General features: G+C 62.9%; 17 protein-coding genes. 8 read left to right on the top strand and 9 right to left on the bottom strand.

Annotation, left to right across the window (positions count from 1 at the left end; genetic code table 11):
* Window positions 1–245: 245 nt before the first annotated feature.
* Window positions 246–677, top strand: a complete 432-nt coding sequence (locus tag RM96_RS36425) for a host attachment protein (RefSeq protein WP_082016651.1) — start codon at window positions 246–248, stop codon at window positions 675–677.
* 246 nt (window positions 678–923) lie between these two features.
* On the opposite strand, the gene RM96_RS40580 is transcribed toward RM96_RS36425, so the two are convergent.
* The 4 genes from RM96_RS40580 to RM96_RS21600 form a co-directional block, all read right to left on the bottom strand.
* Entirely contained in the window at window positions 924–1,049 is a 126-nt protein-coding gene (locus RM96_RS40580) for a hypothetical protein (RefSeq protein ID WP_274520220.1), read from the bottom strand.
* A gap of 32 nt (window positions 1,050–1,081) precedes the next feature.
* Window positions 1,082–2,389 (bottom strand): MFS transporter, encoded by a 1,308-nt coding sequence (locus tag RM96_RS21610; RefSeq protein ID WP_039013559.1) that lies wholly within the window; start codon window positions 2,387–2,389, stop codon window positions 1,082–1,084.
* Window positions 2,390–2,761: 372 nt separating this feature from the next.
* Window positions 2,762–3,031, bottom strand: coding sequence for a hypothetical protein (locus RM96_RS37460; protein ID WP_082016656.1), 270 nt, complete (start codon window positions 3,029–3,031; stop codon window positions 2,762–2,764).
* A gap of 124 nt (window positions 3,032–3,155) precedes the next feature.
* Window positions 3,156–3,404 carry a hypothetical protein gene (locus RM96_RS21600; protein WP_039013620.1) on the bottom strand — a complete coding sequence of 83 codons (249 nt, stop codon included), beginning with the start codon at window positions 3,402–3,404 and terminating at the stop codon, window positions 3,156–3,158.
* 486 nt (window positions 3,405–3,890) lie between these two features.
* Here RM96_RS21600 and RM96_RS21595 point away from each other — a divergent pair, with 486 nt between their 5' ends.
* The 3 genes from RM96_RS21595 to RM96_RS21585 all read left to right on the top strand — a co-directional run bounded on the left by RM96_RS21595 (window position 3,891) and on the right by RM96_RS21585 (window position 7,566).
* The gene (locus RM96_RS21595; RefSeq protein WP_039013556.1) at window positions 3,891–4,157 is read left to right on the top strand and encodes a hypothetical protein; all 267 of its coding nucleotides are present in this window, start codon (window positions 3,891–3,893) and stop codon (window positions 4,155–4,157) included.
* Between the two features lie 84 nt (window positions 4,158–4,241).
* Window positions 4,242–5,780, top strand: a complete 1,539-nt coding sequence (locus RM96_RS21590) for a sensor domain-containing diguanylate cyclase (protein ID WP_039013555.1) — start codon at window positions 4,242–4,244, stop codon at window positions 5,778–5,780.
* A gap of 391 nt (window positions 5,781–6,171) precedes the next feature.
* Complete coding sequence (locus RM96_RS21585; protein ID WP_039013553.1) at window positions 6,172–7,566, top strand: hypothetical protein; 1,395 nt, start codon at window positions 6,172–6,174, stop codon at window positions 7,564–7,566.
* A 71-nt stretch (window positions 7,567–7,637) separates the two neighbouring features.
* Here RM96_RS21585 and RM96_RS21580 read toward each other — a convergent pair whose 3' ends face one another.
* Window positions 7,638–8,432 carry an alpha/beta fold hydrolase gene (locus tag RM96_RS21580; protein ID WP_039013552.1) on the bottom strand — a complete coding sequence of 265 codons (795 nt, stop codon included), beginning with the start codon at window positions 8,430–8,432 and terminating at the stop codon, window positions 7,638–7,640.
* 550 nt (window positions 8,433–8,982) lie between these two features.
* Between RM96_RS21580 and RM96_RS21575 the strand changes: the two genes are divergently transcribed.
* Window positions 8,983–9,384 carry a cupin domain-containing protein gene (locus tag RM96_RS21575; protein ID WP_039013551.1) on the top strand — a complete coding sequence of 134 codons (402 nt, stop codon included), beginning with the start codon at window positions 8,983–8,985 and terminating at the stop codon, window positions 9,382–9,384.
* Between the two features lie 54 nt (window positions 9,385–9,438).
* Complete coding sequence (locus RM96_RS21570) at window positions 9,439–10,215, top strand: short-chain dehydrogenase/reductase (RefSeq protein ID WP_039013550.1); 777 nt, start codon at window positions 9,439–9,441, stop codon at window positions 10,213–10,215.
* A gap of 404 nt (window positions 10,216–10,619) precedes the next feature.
* Here RM96_RS21570 and RM96_RS21565 read toward each other — a convergent pair whose 3' ends face one another.
* The 4 genes from RM96_RS21565 to RM96_RS21550 form a co-directional block, all read right to left on the bottom strand.
* Window positions 10,620–11,459, bottom strand: coding sequence for an SDR family NAD(P)-dependent oxidoreductase (locus tag RM96_RS21565; protein WP_039013549.1), 840 nt, complete (start codon window positions 11,457–11,459; stop codon window positions 10,620–10,622).
* Between the two features lie 6 nt (window positions 11,460–11,465).
* Complete coding sequence (locus RM96_RS21560) at window positions 11,466–12,740, bottom strand: MFS transporter (RefSeq protein ID WP_039013548.1); 1,275 nt, start codon at window positions 12,738–12,740, stop codon at window positions 11,466–11,468.
* An 84-nt stretch (window positions 12,741–12,824) separates the two neighbouring features.
* The gene (locus RM96_RS21555; RefSeq protein WP_039013547.1) at window positions 12,825–13,880 is read right to left on the bottom strand and encodes a 3-keto-5-aminohexanoate cleavage protein; all 1,056 of its coding nucleotides are present in this window, start codon (window positions 13,878–13,880) and stop codon (window positions 12,825–12,827) included.
* Window positions 13,881–13,947: 67 nt separating this feature from the next.
* The gene (locus tag RM96_RS21550) at window positions 13,948–14,355 is read right to left on the bottom strand and encodes a carboxymuconolactone decarboxylase family protein (RefSeq protein WP_039013546.1); all 408 of its coding nucleotides are present in this window, start codon (window positions 14,353–14,355) and stop codon (window positions 13,948–13,950) included.
* A gap of 142 nt (window positions 14,356–14,497) precedes the next feature.
* Here RM96_RS21550 and RM96_RS21545 point away from each other — a divergent pair, with 142 nt between their 5' ends.
* Both RM96_RS21545 and RM96_RS21540 read left to right on the top strand, forming a co-directional pair.
* Entirely contained in the window at window positions 14,498–15,829 is a 1,332-nt protein-coding gene (locus RM96_RS21545) for an AraC family transcriptional regulator ligand-binding domain-containing protein (RefSeq protein WP_082016650.1), read from the top strand.
* A gap of 150 nt (window positions 15,830–15,979) precedes the next feature.
* Window positions 15,980–18,280, top strand: coding sequence for a patatin-like phospholipase family protein (locus RM96_RS21540; RefSeq protein ID WP_082016649.1), 2,301 nt, complete (start codon window positions 15,980–15,982; stop codon window positions 18,278–18,280).
* Window positions 18,281–18,576: the final 296 nt, after the last annotated feature.

The raw sequence follows: 18,576 nt of genomic DNA, 5'->3' as shown, positions 1-18,576 counted from the left end.
AACCCGGCGGCCGCCGCGGCTCCCCGCTGCAGCGCATAAGGGCGAATCTTAGTGTCCCCCAGGTAACGCCCTGCTCAGAAGCGGATTTTTCGAGCCCTCTCTCCGACACATCACCTGCGCCACGGCGGGCGCAACGATCCATGCCGCTGCCTGCCCCGACGCGGCGTTACAAAACTGCCGGGACGATCGTAAGGCCCAGGCCTATCCTTGTTACATCGCTACTGCCGCCACAAAAGGAGCAAACGATGACGACAATCTGGACGCTAGCCGCAGATAGCACCCATGCACGGATCTTCCAGGCGCATGGAATGGAAAGGGACATGGAAGAAATTCAGGACTTTGTCAATCCGCTTGGCCGGGCCAAGGACGGCGAGCTGCGCGACGATGCGCAGGGGCGCTTTGCCGGCAAGGGCGAGCCCATGCATTCGATGGCGACGCGGGTCGATCAGGCCGATAAGGAGCGTGACGAGTTCGCCCGCATGCTGACACAGTATCTCGAGCAGGCGCGCACCGAACAGCGCTATGACAAACTGCGGCTCGCCGCCTCGCCAAAGTTCCTGGGCATGCTGCGCGAGCATCTGGGCAAAGAAGTACAGAAGGTGGTCTTCGAGGAGATCAATGAGGACATGTCCAGGCTGGGGGCGCGCGAAGTGCAGAACCGCCTGGCCAGCCGCTGAGCCGGGCAGGCCTCCGCTAGCCCTCTGCCATGCCTCGCGCCTCTCCAACTCCTGCTGATCCATAATCTTTTCATCACGGTCGAGACCCCCGCAGTCGTCGTAGTGCTGGCGGGCCTGACGCTGCGTTCGGCTAGGAAGCACAAGTCGGGGAGGGTTGAAGCGGGCGCTGAACGGGGCAGTGAGAAGGCCATCGAAGAGACAGACATCCCAGGGGTCACTTCCCATTTCCCCTCTCGGTATTTCCCGTCACTCCGTCGAAACTGGAAGGCAGTAGCGGTCACCGTAGTTCACGATGAAGTGCCGGTTGTTGTCGAGGTAGACGATAAACTCCTCGAGTTTGCCGAGGAGCTTGGCCTCCTCGGGGCTGGCCATCAACCGGGCCGCTCCCGCCCGGGTCGCGGGGTCTATGTACGCTCAGGTTCCCGGATCTCGCTCAGCACCGCGGCGTCGACCTCCGGATTTGGTTCTCCATCCCTGGTAGCGATCACTGCTTTCGGCGTCAGCGGGATCAGTGCCAGGATCAGCGCGTACACCACGGTCGTCGCGATCACACAATATGTGAAACCGTGCGTCGGGCTGCTGTTATAGATCCATGAGCCCAACAGATCGCCCGCACGCGCCGAGAGCGCGAGAACGCCATCCACCAGCATCATCAGGGTTCCTTGCAAGCCTGGCGGACAGGAGCGCATCGCCAGATCGAAGTATGCGGCCGTGGCGACACCGCCCATCAGCCCGATCGGTGCCGCCAAGACAAGCGCGAGATTGGCTGAGTGGATGAATGCCAGCGGAATCATCTGCGGCACTGCGACGATCGTTCCCCACCACAGCAACTTGTTCAGCGCTACTTTCTTGCACAGAACGCCATACAGCAAGAATGTCGGGATGAACGCAGCGGCAAAGATCCCGTTGTAGTACGAGTAAACGGAATCCGATGCATGCAGCGTATTGGTCAGATAGAACTGCAGCGGCGTGGCCGCTCCTGGCGCAAAGTTCCACAGAAAGCAGATCAGAACCGCCGGATAGACAGCCTTATGCTTCACCAGCCGCCTGACATTCCCAACCAGATCCGTGCCCCTGGCTCGCGGCTTTTCGTAGATATGGCCGAAGACGGAAACGGGCTTCCAGAGCCCAAACACGGCAATCAGTGAAGCGGCCATCGCCACCAGGAAGAAGGCTTCCTTCGCGGCAAGATGATCGGAGATATACCCGGAGGCGAACGCGCCCATAACAACCGGGACGGAGCCGACCACGTTCAACAGGGCGCTCAGGCGCCCGGACATGAGCTTCTCCTGGCCCACCAGAGCGATCAAGCCCTGATAGGCTGCGGCGACAAATCGGGACGACAGCATGGCCAGCAGCATCCCGGTGACCAGTGCCGCGTATGAGAAGCCTGAAAACGCCATCCAGATGAATGCCAATGCGGTCACCGGAGCGAAAATCAGGAAGAAGCCGCGATCCCGCAATCCCAGCGGGTTCCACTGGTCGCGGGCGAGGCCAAAAACGAACGCAACGTAGACGGGGATGCCCGTCACCAGCCGGAATACCGAAATCTGCGTCGCTGTCGCCTGCAACTGGTTCTTGAGCAGGTACGACGTCTGTATATCAACCAGGGCACCGGCCGGCGTTGCCAGAGCGATGAGCAGGGTCAGCCAACCGAAATACAGCAGGGTTCGGTCGCTGCCCTCGGAACCGTTACCAGAAGCGGCCGGCATTTTCGTAGCAAGCGGTTCAGTGGGTTGCGCGGTAGCCGGCTTCTCGAGAGCCGCCCAAATGGCGCCAGTAAGCCGACGCTACTGTTAGCGTAGGTAAAAAACGGGATCTGGTGTGCCGAGGCATGCCCCATCGAAGCCAACGCACCTTTCCGATGCATTCGCTTACTCGCGCGCACCTCTTGATACCCGGTCAGGGGTAAAGCAGAGACAACCGCATAAGCGGCCATTCGTGATCCCCCTTCATTTGAAGCTTCCGCCTCCGCAGGGGACGAACGACCGCTCAGGAACCGGAAAAGCCGCCCCGGGAGGTCAATCCGGGACGCACACTCGTGGCTGTTATCCGCGGCTCGCAGCTACGCCGATTCAGTCGGCTTAATGATGATGATCATCATCATGGCGATGATTATCGTCGTGGTGGTGATGGCGCTTATTCCATTCCTCGCGTTCCCACCAACGATGGCCGTCGTAGTAGCGATCCCCATGCCAACCGGTCGGCACATGACGCGGCGGGGGCGGACGATGCGCCGGCTCGACATAGGCTGGCGCCTGCCCTTCCACGTATTCCCGGGCGAGTGCCCCTTGCGCAACCGATAACGCCGCGGCGCCGGCTGCGATGGCAATGAGATAGCAGCTGTGTTTCATGATTGCCTCCTGATGGAAGTCCATTGCTTCAATCTACGTGCAGCAATGGCACCCCTCGCTCCGGCAAGCGCTGAATCCTTCGTCCTCCTTCCCCCGACACCCATCTCATAAGTTGTCTGATGACCTATTCGTGCCCGGTTACCGCCTTCTTCGTCGCGTGATAGCCGTGCCTGGTTGCATCAGCAACGGCGTGGCCGGCCTCCTTGGCGCCGTGGCCAATCGCCTTCGCGCCATCGCGCACGGCATGCCCGCCCTGCTTCCCCGCCGACTTCACGTTTTCCTTGAAGGCATGGGCATCGGCGCTCAGGCTCGCGTGCGCCGACAAACTGAGGGCAGCCAGGACGAACGCGATGATCGAGATTGTCGTCTTCATCATTCCAGTTCCAGATTAGTGCGCGAGACAGGCAGCCGGCTGGCAGCGTGGCGGCGTTCGTTTCGCCGGTCTGCATCAGACAACCGCTGACATATCTTGCGCGAAGATGCATTCGACCTGCCGTTCCATCAAGGCAAGCCGATCTGGGTTCACACACCTACATTTTAGCCGGGTAGCCACCAGCCAACCCCGGGGAGCCCCGGAATGACGCCGGTGACGTCGGCGTTCGGCTTGCCACTACGGCTATTTCCCGGGTCAGGTTTTCCAGCCCCAGCCTCGTTAAGACAGAGATGGCAGTGCGGTCTCTGTCAGCGGGGACCGCGCAACGCCGCGACAGCGCCCGCGGCGGGCGTAGCACGCTTTATGCTCGGCCATTAACAATCGATTACATTCATGGAAATTCGGTTGAACTATCCTCCCCCACCTGACTGACGCCGCGGCGCCAACGCCGCCGCGCGTCCTACAACACAAAAAGCAGAAACGTCCATGAAACAGATCCTCTCGTTCTCCCTGATGGCAATGGCCGTGCTGGCTACCGCATCGGGAGCCGCTCAGGGCCAGCAGGTTGCAGGAGGGATGGGCGAGGAAGTCAGGATCGGCGCATTCGCCACTGCGCCGCGCGGCAAGGGCTACCCGGGGCTGCGCGACAGTCGCACCATGGCGGCAAGGCCCGGCAAGGAAACTGCGCGAAGCCCGCGCCCGCTCGGCGCGCGCGGGCCGGCGCCGACGCTACCCGGCAGACATTTGCCATAGCCAGGCGGACCTTCCCCCCGACAGCCGTCCGGCCATGAGCGCAGGAACTACAATACGCGCTATCGAAACGGCAGCCCGCAACAGATGCCCCACCCCGCACGAGGAACAGGCCTTCGCGCCAGCTTCAATCCGCCTGCGATGATCGTCGCGGCCAGCATCATGCTGGCTGCCGCCATCGCGGGGCTAGGGGCCTTCGCCCTCCTGCAGATGCGGCGCGATGCCCTCGAGAATGCCAGTGAAGCCTCGTCCAACCTCGCCCTGACCCTGGAACGCAGCATCACGCGCAACCTGCAGGTCTATGAGCTGTCCATCCTCGGCGTCATGGACGCCATGCAGGATCCGCGGATCATGGCGCTGGCGCCGTCTGTGCGGCAACGGGTGCTGTTCGACCGGTCCAGCAATGCCGAGGATATGGGGTCGCTGCTCGCCACGGACGCCCTCGGCAATCTCGTGCTGGATTCCCGCGTGTGGCCGCCCCGGCCGGTGAACGTGGCGGACCGCGATTACTTCCAGGTACACCTCACCTCCCCGAATGCCGGCGTGTTTGTCAGCCGTCCGTTCCAGCCGCGCATGACGCCGGAAAGCAAGTCCATCGGCATCAGCCGCCGGATTTCGACGCCGGACGGCAGCTTTGCCGGCATCGTCGTCGGGACACTGCGGGTCAACTATTTCCGCAAGCTCTTCGACGGCATGAGCCTGGGCTCGGGCGGCACCCTCACGCTGGTGCGCACCGACGGCATCATCGTCATGCGCCGGCCATATGAAGATGCGTCGATCGGGCGCGACATCTCGCACAGCGACTCGTTTACGCCGCTGCTTCATGGCGAGCGCGGTTCCTTCGTTGGCATGGCCGCGCTTGACGGCGTGCAGCGGCTGTACAGCTTCCGGCGGATGCCAGGCTACCCGCTGATCGTCGTGGTGGGCCTGTCGCTCGACGACGTGCTGGCGGCGTGGAAAACGCGCGCATGGCTGTTCTCTTCGCTGATTGCGGTCGTGGATATCCTGGTCATCGCATTGTCGGTGCTGCTTTCGCGCCAATGGCGCCGCCGCATGGACATGGAGCGCCACCTGCGCCTGATGGTGAACACCGATGGCCTGACCGGCCTGGGCAGCCGCCGCGCGCTGGATGACGCCGCCGATGTCGAATGGCGGCGCGCGCGGCGCCATGGCCAGCCCTTCTCGCTGCTGATGCTCGACGTCGACCACTTCAAACAGTTCAACGACCGCTACGGCCACCTGGCCGGCGACGACGCGCTGGCGTCGGTGGCCGACTGCATCCAGCGGCATATCCGCCGCCCGGGCGATTTTGCCGGCCGCTATGGCGGCGAGGAGTTTGCCGTGCTGCTGCCGAACACCGACGCCGCGGGCGCGGCAGCCGTCGCGGATACCATTCGTGCGGCCGTCCAGAACCTGCACATCGAGAATCCCGACAGCGCCCTGGGTGAACTGACGATCAGCATCGGCGTGGTGACGGATACGCCCGACGCGGGCGGCAACCGGACATTCGGCGAGCTGCGCGCGCTCCTGCGGGCGGGAGACGAGGCGCTATACCAGGCGAAGCGCGCCGGCAGAAACCGTGTGGCGGAGTCTGCCGTCAGTGGTGCAGCCGTCGCGGCCGTATAAGGTCGGCGAATCGGCCATGGCGGCGAACATGGCGCTGCAGCTGGCGCCCGAGGCTCGCAAACATTTTTAGATCTGACATTAATCTTATTGAACGGGCCTGAGGCAGCCGGCACGATGGCGTCGAGGCATCAGGGCAAAACCCTCTCATCATTAGGCCCACCTCGATTCCTTTGTAAGGATGCGGCAGCGTCGCCTATGCTGTCCATGTGGCAGATGCAAATCTGCCCCAGATCTCGTCCGATCTGAAAAAAAGAAGGGGAAAGTCCCCGGCACGGATCGCGCCAGCGGCATTGCGCCGGCCGTGTGTTTGCCTTGGCTGAGTCACGGGGTGAGACCATCGCACACGGGGCGTGTTGGACGCTCGTGGGCGGGATACTCCGTTGACGACAACATGACAGACACCTTCCTGTTCAGTAAGCCGTTCACGTTTCTCGCCTGCCCGGGCATGTCCGATGTCAGGGAAGGGGTTGAGGCCCTGGAAACCCTCCCCGGGCATCTGTTCTGGCTCGAGAACGAAGATTTCATCCGCCGCGTCTACGTACCGGATTTCCTGGAACAGAGCCGCGCCGCCCTTGAGGCAGTCATGCCCGGCGGCCAGGCGCTGATCGACGGGATGACGGACGATATCCGGCGCAGCTCCCGCTTGCTGCCGGAGTTGCAGCGCCTCACACCGGAGGCGGCCGCCGCGGCCCACTCATACTGCTACTGGCGCTATTGCGCGGACGTGGTCGGGCGGGCGCAGGGCATTCCCCGCAGCGTCATGGAGCGCCAGTTCGACCGCGCGGTGGCACCTCGCGACGGCGCGCACAAGCTGCGATGGATCTGCCCGTGCTGCGACGGACAGGCGCACTACCAGGTCGATGGACTGCTCGCCACGCAGCGGCCCGCGCGGCAAGGCGGATTTTCGCTTGAATGCGGGCACTGCGGGCATCAGGAACGGCTATACGCCGGCTTCCTGCATGCTGGCCGCCAGGAGTGCCACTGCGCCCTTTGCACTGGCTTTATCCAGACGCTGGCCGGCCAGATGGCCAGGGCCGCTCGCAAGCTGTGCGCAAGCCTGGAGGACTATGCATGGACGCATGCCGTGGATACCGCGGCGGAAATCCGTGAGCTCCGGGAGGCATCCTTGCAGATGCTGGCACGCAATGGCAGGCCATCGGCCAACGCCATGGCATTCGCACTGGCCGTCCACCTGGATCAGGAGCGTTCCATCCCGGACATCCTCAGCCAGATCGATCCGACCCTCGATGGCCGGCTCGACAAGAATCCAAGGGCCTGGGCATTGCTGTGCGAACTGCTGCGCGAAGGCGTGCTGGACAGCGATTGCGCGATCTATGACCAGGACGGCCGCCAACGCGTGGCGCTCGAGATTGCCCTGCTCGAAGATGACCGCGCAGCCGGGGGAGCCACCGCGCAGGATCATCTCAATACCTTGCTGAAGGGTTACCAGCCATCGGAGCGCGATGCATTCGTCAACTGGCTGAGAGCGCTGAAGCAGTTGCGGCTCTGTACAGCCAGGTTCAATGCCGCCGTGGATGTCTCCTGGAAGCCCAACCTGGAGCATTGCCGCATCCTGACCACCCGTTGGTCCGACAGCAAGCTGGCGTCCGAGCCGCACACCGGTGCCTCGTGGCTGCCACCTGCACCACGCTCGCGCCATCCGGAACGTACGGTGTATCTCGACGCGGAGCTCGAGGCGGTGCAGTTGCTGAAGGCACTGGGCTATATCGTCCTGAGTCCGGAGGAGATCCGCTCGCAACGGGACCGGGTGGAGGATCTTTCCTGAAGCGCGCGGCCGGATAACGGCCAGCTCGCACCGGCCCTAACGGGAAGCACCGGCCTTCCGAGCCGAGCTGATCATCGCTCGTGCTTGGCGATGAAGCCCTCAACGGTATCGTGCAGTAGTTCGGGCTTCTCCAGGAAGATGAAGTGACCACCGTCCAGGATGGCAAACTCGGCTCCCGGAATCCGCTCTGCAAGCTCCGAGGAGAAGTACGGCGGGGCGCAGAAGTCGCGCTCGCCCACCAGCACCAGCGTCGGCGTCGCGATCGACGGAAGATCATCGAAGGCGTCGTGCTCCACGATCATGTCGATCCGGGCAAAGCCGATCTCAGGTTCGAATGTGCGAGCCGATGAAGTGTTCACCCAAGCCTGGACCTGCTCCGGGTACTCGCGAATGAACTTCGGATCGAAGAGGAACAGTGCGTTTGCCTCGGTGGACGCGCGCAGGCCGGAATCGGTCAGCATGCGTCGCCGCATGTCGAATTGTCGACGGTAGAACGCGTCCGCGCGTGCAATCGAAGAGACAATCGTCGCGCTACGCAATAGTTCGCGGTGATGGATCGCCAGCAACTGTGCGATGGCGCCCCCGGTTGAGGAGCCGACCACGTGGACTGGCCCGCGTCCGACCGCCTCGATGACCCGCGCCATGTCCCGCGCGTGTTGCGCAATCGTCATGTCGTGTGCAGTGTGCTCGGAAGCGCCCGTACCGCGGTGATCAGGTACGATCACCTGGTGATGCTGGGCGAAGAGATTGATCTGTGGGCCCCAGGACGCGCCCACACCCGCAAGCCCCGCCAGAAGAAGCACGGGCGAACCCTGGCCCTTGAGCTCGTAGTGGATCGAAACACCGTCGGACGTTACGTATGGCACTTTGCTTCTCCGGGTTCAGAGCAATGAAGGAGACGTCGAACGCGTCGACGATCGCGCCGTCGAGATTGATATTAGCGCCGCCAGGCGGGCGTGACGAGCGTCAGCAGTGCGGCAGGCAAACCTCCTCCACTTCGGATCAGATAGCCGCGGAAGCGGGCCGTCCGACTCAGGGTTCGCGTCAAGTCGTGCCCCGAGCGAATGTCGCCCCGCTACCATGGTGCTCGCCTGTCTGTGCGATGGCGTACTGAGTAATCCTGAAGCAGGATCATAGTCGTCGTCGCAGTCTCGATACGAGGGGCGTGACCATATCGAATTCAGGGGCCAAGGTCGCCGCCCTGATGGTCATATTCGGCTTGCTGTTGGCGGGTTCCGCCGGCAGCGGAATGCCATCTCTTGTACGGGGCGACGATCGCGAGCCAGTAGGGGGCGCCGGAAGTTAGCCTTTCTTGCCGGGCTTCCGGGTCTCGGCTTTTCGGCACAGGTGGCACCTTATCTCAATCAGAAATGCGCGTTCCGTTGTGTTCCAAACACATAACTTGGCGAGGGCAGCATGGCAACCGAACTGCAATCAAGTCAGCAGCGCTTTGTCGTCAGTCACCTGAAGGAGGCGGACTTCAAGACCGGAGGCCTGCGCGGCTACTCCGCCTATCGGGATTTGGGAGTCGCTGATGCGTCAGGCGGAATGGTAGAGGCCCATGTGATCCGAATGATTGCTCCCTTCCGCCCCGAGCTGAGCCTGCAACACCACCACAACCTGAAGTTCCAGATGGTCTACTGCCTCAAGGGCTGGTTCGAGACCGAATTTGAGGGCGTTGGGCGTCACCGCCTCGTCGCGGGATCGAGTTGGGTGCAGCCACCCGGCATACGACACACAGTCGTGGGGTGGTCGGATGACTGCGAGCTGATCGAGATTCATATGCCGGCGAAGATCGAGACGGTCAACGATCAATGAGACTGTGTTTGACTTCCTCTCTGCGGTTGAACGCCAGCGTCGGGGACAAGAGAAATGGACCTACACCTCGCGGGAAAATCGGTACTCATCACCGGCGGTACACGTGGCATCGGTCTGGCCTGCGCCAGGGCATTTGTCGTCGAAGGTGCCCAGGTCATCGTCGCCGGCAGTACCCAAGCTTCCGTGGACGAAGCGCGAATTGCATTGCGGGACAGGGAAGGCATCGGCGTAAAGGCGCTTTGCGCAGATCTGTCGCGCCCCGAGGGGCGGCAAGCGCTCGCCGAGCAGCTCCGAGGCGCCGACATCCTCGTCAACAACGCCGGGGCGATCCCCGGCGGGGGATTGACTTCGCTAAGCGACGAGCAGTGGCGCACCGCTTGGGATCTCAAGGTCCATGGTTACATTGATACGACGCGCCAGGCCCTTCCGGAAATGATGGCGCGCGGTCGGGGCGTCATCGTGAACGTAATCGGCATTGCCGCCAGGATGCCGCGCTATGACTACCTTTGCGGATCGGTCGGTAATGCCGCACTTTCCACATTCACGCGTGCGGTCGGCGCTTTCGCCACGACGCGGGGCGTGCGAGTCGTTGGGGTGAATCCCGGCCCAACAAGGACAGATCGTCTGATCTCGCTCTACAAGGCGCGCGCGCTCCAGAAGTTCGGGGACGAGTCGCGGTGGGAGGAAATGCTCCAGCACCTGCCGTTCGGACGTGCCGCCCGACCGGAGGAAATCGCAGATCTGGTCGTTTACCTGGCGTCTGATCGTGCCTCTTATCTGAGCGGTGTCGTGGTTGACGCCGATGGTGGAGCCCAATACAGGGACGGCTGAGCGGGGCAATCATCACGGATTCCTCGCAGCGCAATCTTGAACCCGTAGTCGTACCACGGGCAGTGTTGCGCTTCGGATCGCACAGGGGCACAAGCGCGAACGGTTCAAATTGCGGAGCTTCTGCCGTTTTAGTGCTGAAAGGTCCGGCTGCTTTGTGCCGCTTCGCTTTGCCTGCCTCCGCTGTCGGTGTTGTGGTTCTTACTTACTGTCGCGTTCTCGGGAACTCCTCATCCACCACGGCATTTGCCGACTTGAGGGCTCGCGATGATGTCTGTCCCATTTTTTCTGAGGCTCGTTATTCTGCTTTGGCCAGATCCTTCGGGAAACGCGGAAGGCTCCGCCATATAGTCTGACCAGTCTGCTCGACACGCCGCAGATCGTGCCGCGACGTGCGGCGCGTGCGGTCAGATCACAACTCCACCGTTGGGGCTGATCACTTGGCCGATCAGATAATGATCGCCGGCCAGGTAGGTTACGGTTGATGCGTATTCATGCATCGACCCCAGACGTCCGGCCGGACATACTTGCCAGAATTGGTTGCGCTTTGCCTCATCCATGCTCTCGAAATACTCCGTAAATTCTGGGGTTGCCACACCCCCTGGAGCCATCGCATTGACAAAAATATTGGCACCGGCCACTTCAGCGGCTACCGATTTGGTGAAGGCGATTACCGCGCCTTTGGTCGCGCAGTAATTCGGGCTGTGCGCGCTCATCGCCGAGAAGCCGGCAATCGATGCGATGTTGATGATCTTGCCGTTTCGCTGAGGTTCCATCAGCGTGAGCGCTTCGCGCGTGCAATAGAACAGGCCATGCACGTTGACGTCCCAGTAACGATGCCAGTCTTCGTCACTCATATTGCTGGTAAAGCTCAGAGACTGGCGTGGCACCGGGGAGGTGATATAGGCGTAATGCTTGTTGCGGCGCTCGATGTCGATTGGCCGGTTTGGCACGAGCGCAGCGTTATTGACCAGGATGTGCAATGTGCCGAAGCGTTTGACGATAGCGGCGAACATGCTGTCGACTTCAATCCTCGATGACACGTCGCAGCGCAGCGCGAGGCACTGTGCACCGGCCGCTTCCACCGCCACGCGCGTTTGCTCGAGTGCGGGCATGTCGATGTCACAGATCACGACGTGCGCACCCGCCCCGGCGAGGTCGATCGCGATAGCGCCACCCATGCCGCGACCGGCGCCAGTGACCAGGGCGACTCGCCCTTGGAGATTTTTCCCTTGATTCTGCTTCATGATTCCTTACCTTGTGGCTTGCAGGGGGTGAATGTCGATGGCCGGCTGCTTACACGACGCGCGCGCGGCCAGCGCGAAGAAGAGTGCTGAAGCGATAGCGAGCACGTCGGTGGTCAGCAGTACGCGTGTCAGCGGCGCAGTGCTGCCATTCGCGACGAGATAATCTGTCGCAGCGCCGACGGCCACGGTGCCAATCGCGATCGCGAAGACATTGATGCATAGCATCGTGAAGCCAGAGATCGTCGAGCGCATCTTCTGCGGCGCCATGCTCGTGATAGCTGCATTGGCCGGGCCGTAAAGTGCCAGCGGCAGGAAGAAGCCCACGCACATGCCGATGTAGAACAGGGCGGAGCCGGCAGGGGCGAAACGATAGGCGATGACCAATGGTGCGCAGATGACGATCAGCAACGTCATGAACGTGGCATGTCCGCCAGGTAGTTTGCGCGCCACGCGGTCGCTGAGGACGCCACCCACCACCGAGCCCAGCGTGCCGAACACCAGTTGCAGCGCGCCGATGCGGGTGGCGATGCCGGCGGCATCCATGCCGCGCTCGTTCACCATCCACAGTTGCGTAAAGGAGAGGCCGGCGAAGGCGATGTGCGTCAGCACGAAGCCAACGATGGTGAAGCGAAGCGCGCGATGCCCCCTGATCAGTCGAAGTACTGCAAGCACTTGTTTGAGGGCGGGGGCACCCACCTCCTGCGGTGCGAGCTGGCCGCGATCTTCCTTCAGCAAGGCCAGCGGTACGGCAATGGCGACACCGATCACGCCCAGGGCATAAAAGGTTGTGCGCCAGCCGTGCGCGGCACCAATGGTGCCGGCCAGCAGGAAGCTGCAGCCGATACCCAGGGGGATGCCCATGAAGAACAAGCCCATCGCCGTGCCGCGACGCTTCTCGGAGAACAGCTCGGCCAGCAATCCCACCGCGGCTGGCACGAGGGCCGCCTCGCCGCTGGCGACAAAGAAGCGCGCGATCGCCATTTGCTCGAAGGTCTGGGCGTGGCCAGACGCCCAGGTGCAGGCGCTCCAGATCAGCACGCCGGCCGCGATGATCCGCGTCCGGCTGAAGCGATCCGCGAGCGTGCCCATGAACATTGCCATGACGCCGAAGCTCAGCACCCAGACCGCGCCGACCAGGAATCCATATTGCGCATTGTTGATCGCCAGATCCTTGATGATTTGCGGCGAGAAGCCCAGCAGCATGTTGCGGTCGATATGCGCAAGCAGGTGGATCGTCAACAACGTTGCCAGAACGGCAGAGGGGCTTTTTTTCCAGAACATCAGAGGTCTCCAGGCCGCAGGATCATTTGTCGTGTGCCGGACGAAATACGGTACGCTGCCGCAGTCCGTCCGGGACTCACCGGCTTACGCTACCTTGCGCACAGGAACACCGCGCTGCGCTGGCGCACGGTTGGGCGCCATGCCCAGGGCTTTCAGCGTGTCATCCGTGGATTTCCACTGGGTGCCGATCTGATAGATGCGGTGGGCATCTTCGCCAGTGGCGATGTCGCGATTGAGCTCACGCGCAATGCGCACCATCTTCTCGATCTGCTGCACCGAGGTCGCGCGTTCCCCGTCCGGGCCGAACAGCGTGTCCTCGATGCCGACGCGCACGTGCAGGCCCAGCGCGATGGCCATGGTGTTCATTGGCACTACGTTGCGATTCAGGGTTTCCAGCGTGAGCACGGCCCCATCGGGCGTGCGCCGCGCGAACTCCAGCATGTCGGCTGGATGCAAGCCGGCAGCACCGCCGCCGATGGCCACGTAGTTGAGGATCAACGGGCCCGTGTAGATGCCCCGACGGATCAGGCGCTGGACCGTCTCCAATGAAGCAATATGGCCCAGCATGAAATGCGGCTGGATGCCGCTGGCAACCAATCGCCGGATGTGCTCCTCGTGCCAGGACGGATTGGACGGCACGATCATGTCGCGGTAGGCGGCCTGGAGCGCCGGGCTGGTGAGCGAGGTGCCGGCAATATCGGCCTCGGTCATCAACTCCATCACGTTCATCTGGCTGGTGTTGATCGCGACCGTCACCTGGTCTGGACGGGGATCCAGTTCAGCCAGCATGTGACGCGTGTCGTCATTCATCCACCTGGCCGCCTGGCCTTCGTCTTCCGGCGCGAACGAAATCGAACCGCCGACTTGCAGCACCATCCCGGGCACGGCTTCGCGCAGGCGGGCCAGCATCTCGTTGAACATGGACAAGCGCTTGCTGCCCTTGCCGTCGGCCTCGCGCACATGCACGTGCAGCACGGTGGCGCCGGCGTTGTAGCAGTCGACCGCCTTCTGGATCTGCTCGTCCATCGTGACCGGGATATCGTCCGAGTCGCCGGGGATCCACTGCGGCCCGTACGGCGCGACCTGGATCACGAGTTTTTCCTGGTTTTCGGGCAGCAGGGAGTCGTCTGGGAAATGCATGGCTTGTCGTCCTCGATGATGTTCGTGAGTGAAGTGATTGGGGGATTGGGGGATCGCGGATTGGCACTCAGGCGGCAGCCTGGGTGCTGGTCGTCCTGGCCTGCTCGATGGCCGCCAGTTCCTCCAGAAGGATTGGTGCCCCCAGGCTGCTGGTATGGATGCCAAGCACACTCACCGCCTGCAGCACGGCAGCAATTTCTGCCCCGGTGGCGCCCAGTTCGAGCGCCTTGCGGATATGACGGCGCGTGCCCGGTGCGTACATATGGGTGCAGGACGCGTCCACCGCGATGGCGATGAATTCGAGCACCTTCGGCTCCAGCACGCCCGACATCACCGTGTGCGCGCCCATTGCCATGAATTTCTCTGTCCAGGCGGGATCCAGTTCCGCGACGGGATCCCAGGCCGGATTCCAGTGGCCGGTTGCGCGCAGGTGATCGCAGACCGGCGTAGCGGTACCGCTCGTCTTATTGCTCATGACTCGTCTCCTTGACTGTCTCGGATGGCGTGCTGCGTATGCGCGCCTCGTGTGTCTGGAGGCAAGTATCGGAGACGGGCGGATTGGCAATTTGACATCCCGGGAGTTTGAATTTACATATTGGGTAGTACGGGAAAACCTTATGGCCTACTTGGTTCGCAGCGCCGCCCTGACCGACTACGTCAAGGTGGCGCGATCCGTTGGGATCGACCCCTATCGGCACTTGCGTGACGCCGGCATTGACCGGTCCGCGTTATTGGCCCCGGACACCATGATTCCGGCCGAGGCGGCGGGGCGCCTGCTGGAGGCATCGGCCGAGGCCGCGGGCATCGAGGATCTTGGCCTGCGCATGGCGGAGACCCGGCAGCTCTCCAACCTTGGGCCGCTCGGTTTTGTGATGCAGGAGCAGCCTACGCTACGCAAGGCGCTCGACTCGGTGTCGCACTACCTGCGGCTGCAGAATGAAGCGCTCCACATGCGCATCGAGGAAGCGGAGGGCATCGTCATCATCCGCGAGGACCTGCTCGCCGGCTACGCCGGCTCCATGCGGCAGGCAATGCAACTGGTGCTGGGCGTCTTGCACAGAACGCTGAGCACGCTTCTCGGCGCCGCGTGGCGGCCTCGTACTATCTGCTTCACGCATTCCGCTCCCGCCAGCCTCGCCATGTACGCGCGGGTGTTTGGGGCCCCGGTTCTGTTCAGGCAGGATTTTGATGGTCTTGTGTGCCAGGCGGCCGATCTTGAAGTCGCGATCCCGGCTTACGATCCGGTCATGGCGCAGCAGGTGCGCCGTTACCTGGATGCGATGCTGGCTCAGTCCAACGCGACGATGTCCGACAAGGTAAGGAAGCTCGTCATCACGCTACTGCCGTCGGGCACCTGTTCAGTGGATCGCGTGGCGCAGCATCTGGGCGTCGGTCGCAGGACCGTATATAACCGCCTCGCGCAGCACGGCGACAGTTACCTGGCTATCGTCGACGGCGTGCGGGAGGACCTGGTGAAGCGGTATATCGATAGCGATGATCGGTCGCTGTCTGAAGTCGCGACGCTGGTGGGCTTCTCATCCTTGAGCGCATTTTCCCGCTGGTTCGGGAGCCGCTTCGGGTGCAGCGTTTCGAAGTGGCGTAGCAGAAAGGGTAATGTGGCGGCACCCCAGGATTCAGGCACAAATGCGTCATTTGGCATCGGAAACGCTGGCGGCGTGCCCGCCGTCCTGGCCCCCTCCGATCTTCCTGCCGATCCCGACGCCGTACGCGCCATCGCGCTGGAGCAGAACCGGCTGGCGCGCGCACTGTGGGAGCAGCTCGAGAGCTTGAAGCACCAGGTCATGCCGCCTGACCGTGCGCAGTCTGGCGCCAGTTCCGAGCGCCTGCCGGGGCAGGCCGAACTACTTGCGGCGCCGCCGGACCTGCCGCCACCAGCGGCTCCCAAGGTCAAGAGGGCAAGGCACACCCGCAAGATCCGGCCGTCCTGATCGCGTTGCCGACGGGAAAAGGCGGCAGCAGATCCAGGACGGACTGACATTCGGCCACGCAGACCGGTGGCAATGGTCCAACTTTGGTCCACTATCGGCCCGGCGTTTTACGGTCTAGCCTGAAGCAATCTGCTTCCTTGAATCCCGCCCATGAATGCCGAAGCGATATCAAGAAAGCATCGGTGCCCGGCATGGATAGTCCACCGAGAAGATGCGTGCCCGTCAAGGCGCGCGCACCCCAGGCGCCTTGGGTGTGCACTGGCCGCCGCATTCATCACGCTCCTTTCACCGACTTTTGCGGCAGCGCAGTCTCCTGCCGCTCCCCTCGGCCGGCCCCGTATCTGCCTGGTGCTGTCCGGCGGCGGTGCTCGTGGCGCTGCCCATATCGGCGTGTTGAAGGTCCTGGAATCGCTGCGCGTGCCGGTTGACTGCATCACGGGCACCAGCATGGGTTCGCTGGTCGGTGCGGCTTATGCCACCGGCGTCACCGCGGACGAGATGGAGGCGCTGGTGTCCGGCTTGTCCAGCAAGGAGCTGTTCAGGGAGCGGCCCCCACGGCAGGATCTTGCCATCCGGCGCAAGCTGGAAGACCGCACCAATCTCTTCACCCCCGAAGTTGGCGTCAAGGACGGCAGCCTGGTGCTGCCCAAGGGCGCCATCACCGGCGTGCAACTCGAGAAGGTGCTGCGCGGGCTGGCGCGTGCGCCGGGGTATCGCAATTTCGACGCCCTGCCGATTCCATACCGCGCGGTAGCGACCGACCTGGTGACAGGCACCGCCGTTGTATTCAGCGAGGGCGAGCTGGCCAGTGTCATGCGCGCCAGCATGTCGGTGCCCGGGGTCGTCGCGCCGATCGACTACGAGGGGCACCTGCTGGTCGACGGGGGGCTGACAAACAACCTGCCCGTGGATGTGGCGCGCGCCATGGGCGCCGACATCATCATTGCCGTCAACCTCGGTACGCCGCTCATGCGGCGCGAAGAATTGGGCTCCCTGCTCGGGGTGACCGGGCAGATGCTTAATATCCTCACCGAACAGAACGTGCGTGCCTCGCTGGCCCGGCTCAGGCCCGAAGACATCCTGATCTTGCCCGAGCTGGGCGATTTCTCGGCAACCGACTTTGACCACCTGCCAAAGACCATCCCCATCGGCGAGGCCGCCGCACGCAAGGTGGAGGACCGGCTGGCGCCGCTTGGCCTGCCGCCACAGGCCTATGCCGCATTGCGCAAACGCCAGCAGGATGTTGCGCCGCCCGATCCGCGGCCAGTCGACGAGATTCGCTTCGCACCATTGGAGCGCGTCAATCCGGACTTCGCTGCCGCCACCATGGAGACCAGGCCCGGCCTGCCCATCCAGCAGGCCGAGCTGGATCAGGATATGAGCCGGCTGTTCGGCACCGGGGATTTTGAATACGTCAACTACCGCATTCTCGAGGAGCCCGGCAAGCGGATCCTGTCGGTTGACGCCATCGAAAAATCATACGGGCCGAACTACCTGCGCTTTGGTCTGGGACTGAGCACCGACTTCCGCGGCGAGTCCTATTTCAACCTGCTGGCCAGTCATCGCCGCACCTGGATCAATTCGCTCGGCGCCGAATGGCGCACCGATGTGCAGGCAGGACAGACGAGCAGCCTGACCAGCGAGTTCTACCAGCCGCTGAACACCCGGCAGTCCCTCTTTGTCGCACCGCGCGTGGAACTCGAGCGCCGTCCCGTCTACGTGTTCCGCGACACAGACCGTATCGCAACGTATGACCTGCGCCAGTATGACATTGCCCTGGATGTCGGCAGCCAGTTCACCAAGTACGGCGAAGCCAGGCTTGGCGTGCTGTTTGGTCGCGAGAACGTAAGCCTTAGTACCGGACCCGCTTTTCTCTCGCCGGGCCCCGACTATGTCAAGCGCGGCGCCATCACGGGCCGGCTCCTGCTCGACCAACTGGACAGCACGAGCTTCCCGCGCTCGGGTTACGCCGCCACGGCACATGTCTTTGCTTCCGAGCCGGGCCTGGGCGCCAGCCAGGCGTACGTCAAGGCCGATGCCGACGGCAGCTACGCGTGGTCGGAAGGCCGGCACACGCTCAATTTCGGCTTCAAGGCGGGTAGCAATATCGGTGGCAATCCGCTGCCGCGCTATGACCTGTTCCAGTGGGGAGGCTTCCTGCAGCAGTCGGGATACAGTACCGGGCAGTTGATAGGGGCCAATCTCGAATTCGTGCGGGCCGTCTACTACTACAAGCTGGCCAGGCAGTCCTTGCTCGAAGGCGTATATGGTGGCTTCTCGCTGGAAGCGGGCCGCATGGGTGCGCCGCTGGTGCCGGGGAGCCCCACCGGCGTGCTCAAATCCGGGTCGCTGTTTGTAGCGCTGGACACGCCGGTCGGGCCACTATACCTCGCCTATGGGCGGGCTGCGGCTGGTCACTATAGCTTCTATCTGTACCTGGGCAAGCCGTAACGCCGGACTTTAGAGGTTCTTCGCCGGTTTGCGGGGCTGGGGTCTTGGAGGGGCCGCTGCTGCTGGTGGGTCTGAGGTTGGTGGCTGCGGTTTGGCGCTGTCGTAGGTCGACGGCCCGATTTCGCCCTACCGGGCGACTTCCTTTTTGACGGCGCCAAAAAGGAAGCAAAAAGCGCCTTCTGTCCTCGGCGGACGGCCAGTCTTATCGTAGTGTTCGACGGTTTTTGTACGGGTATGGGCTTCAGGGCATAGCTACGATGCCTGCCGCGTTGGGACGAGACGGCGCGAGGTATTGA

This window comes from Cupriavidus sp. IDO (genome assembly GCF_000812465.1).
Taxonomy (GTDB): domain Bacteria; phylum Pseudomonadota; class Gammaproteobacteria; order Burkholderiales; family Burkholderiaceae; genus Cupriavidus.
This window is presented reverse-complemented; position numbering and strand designations above follow the sequence as displayed.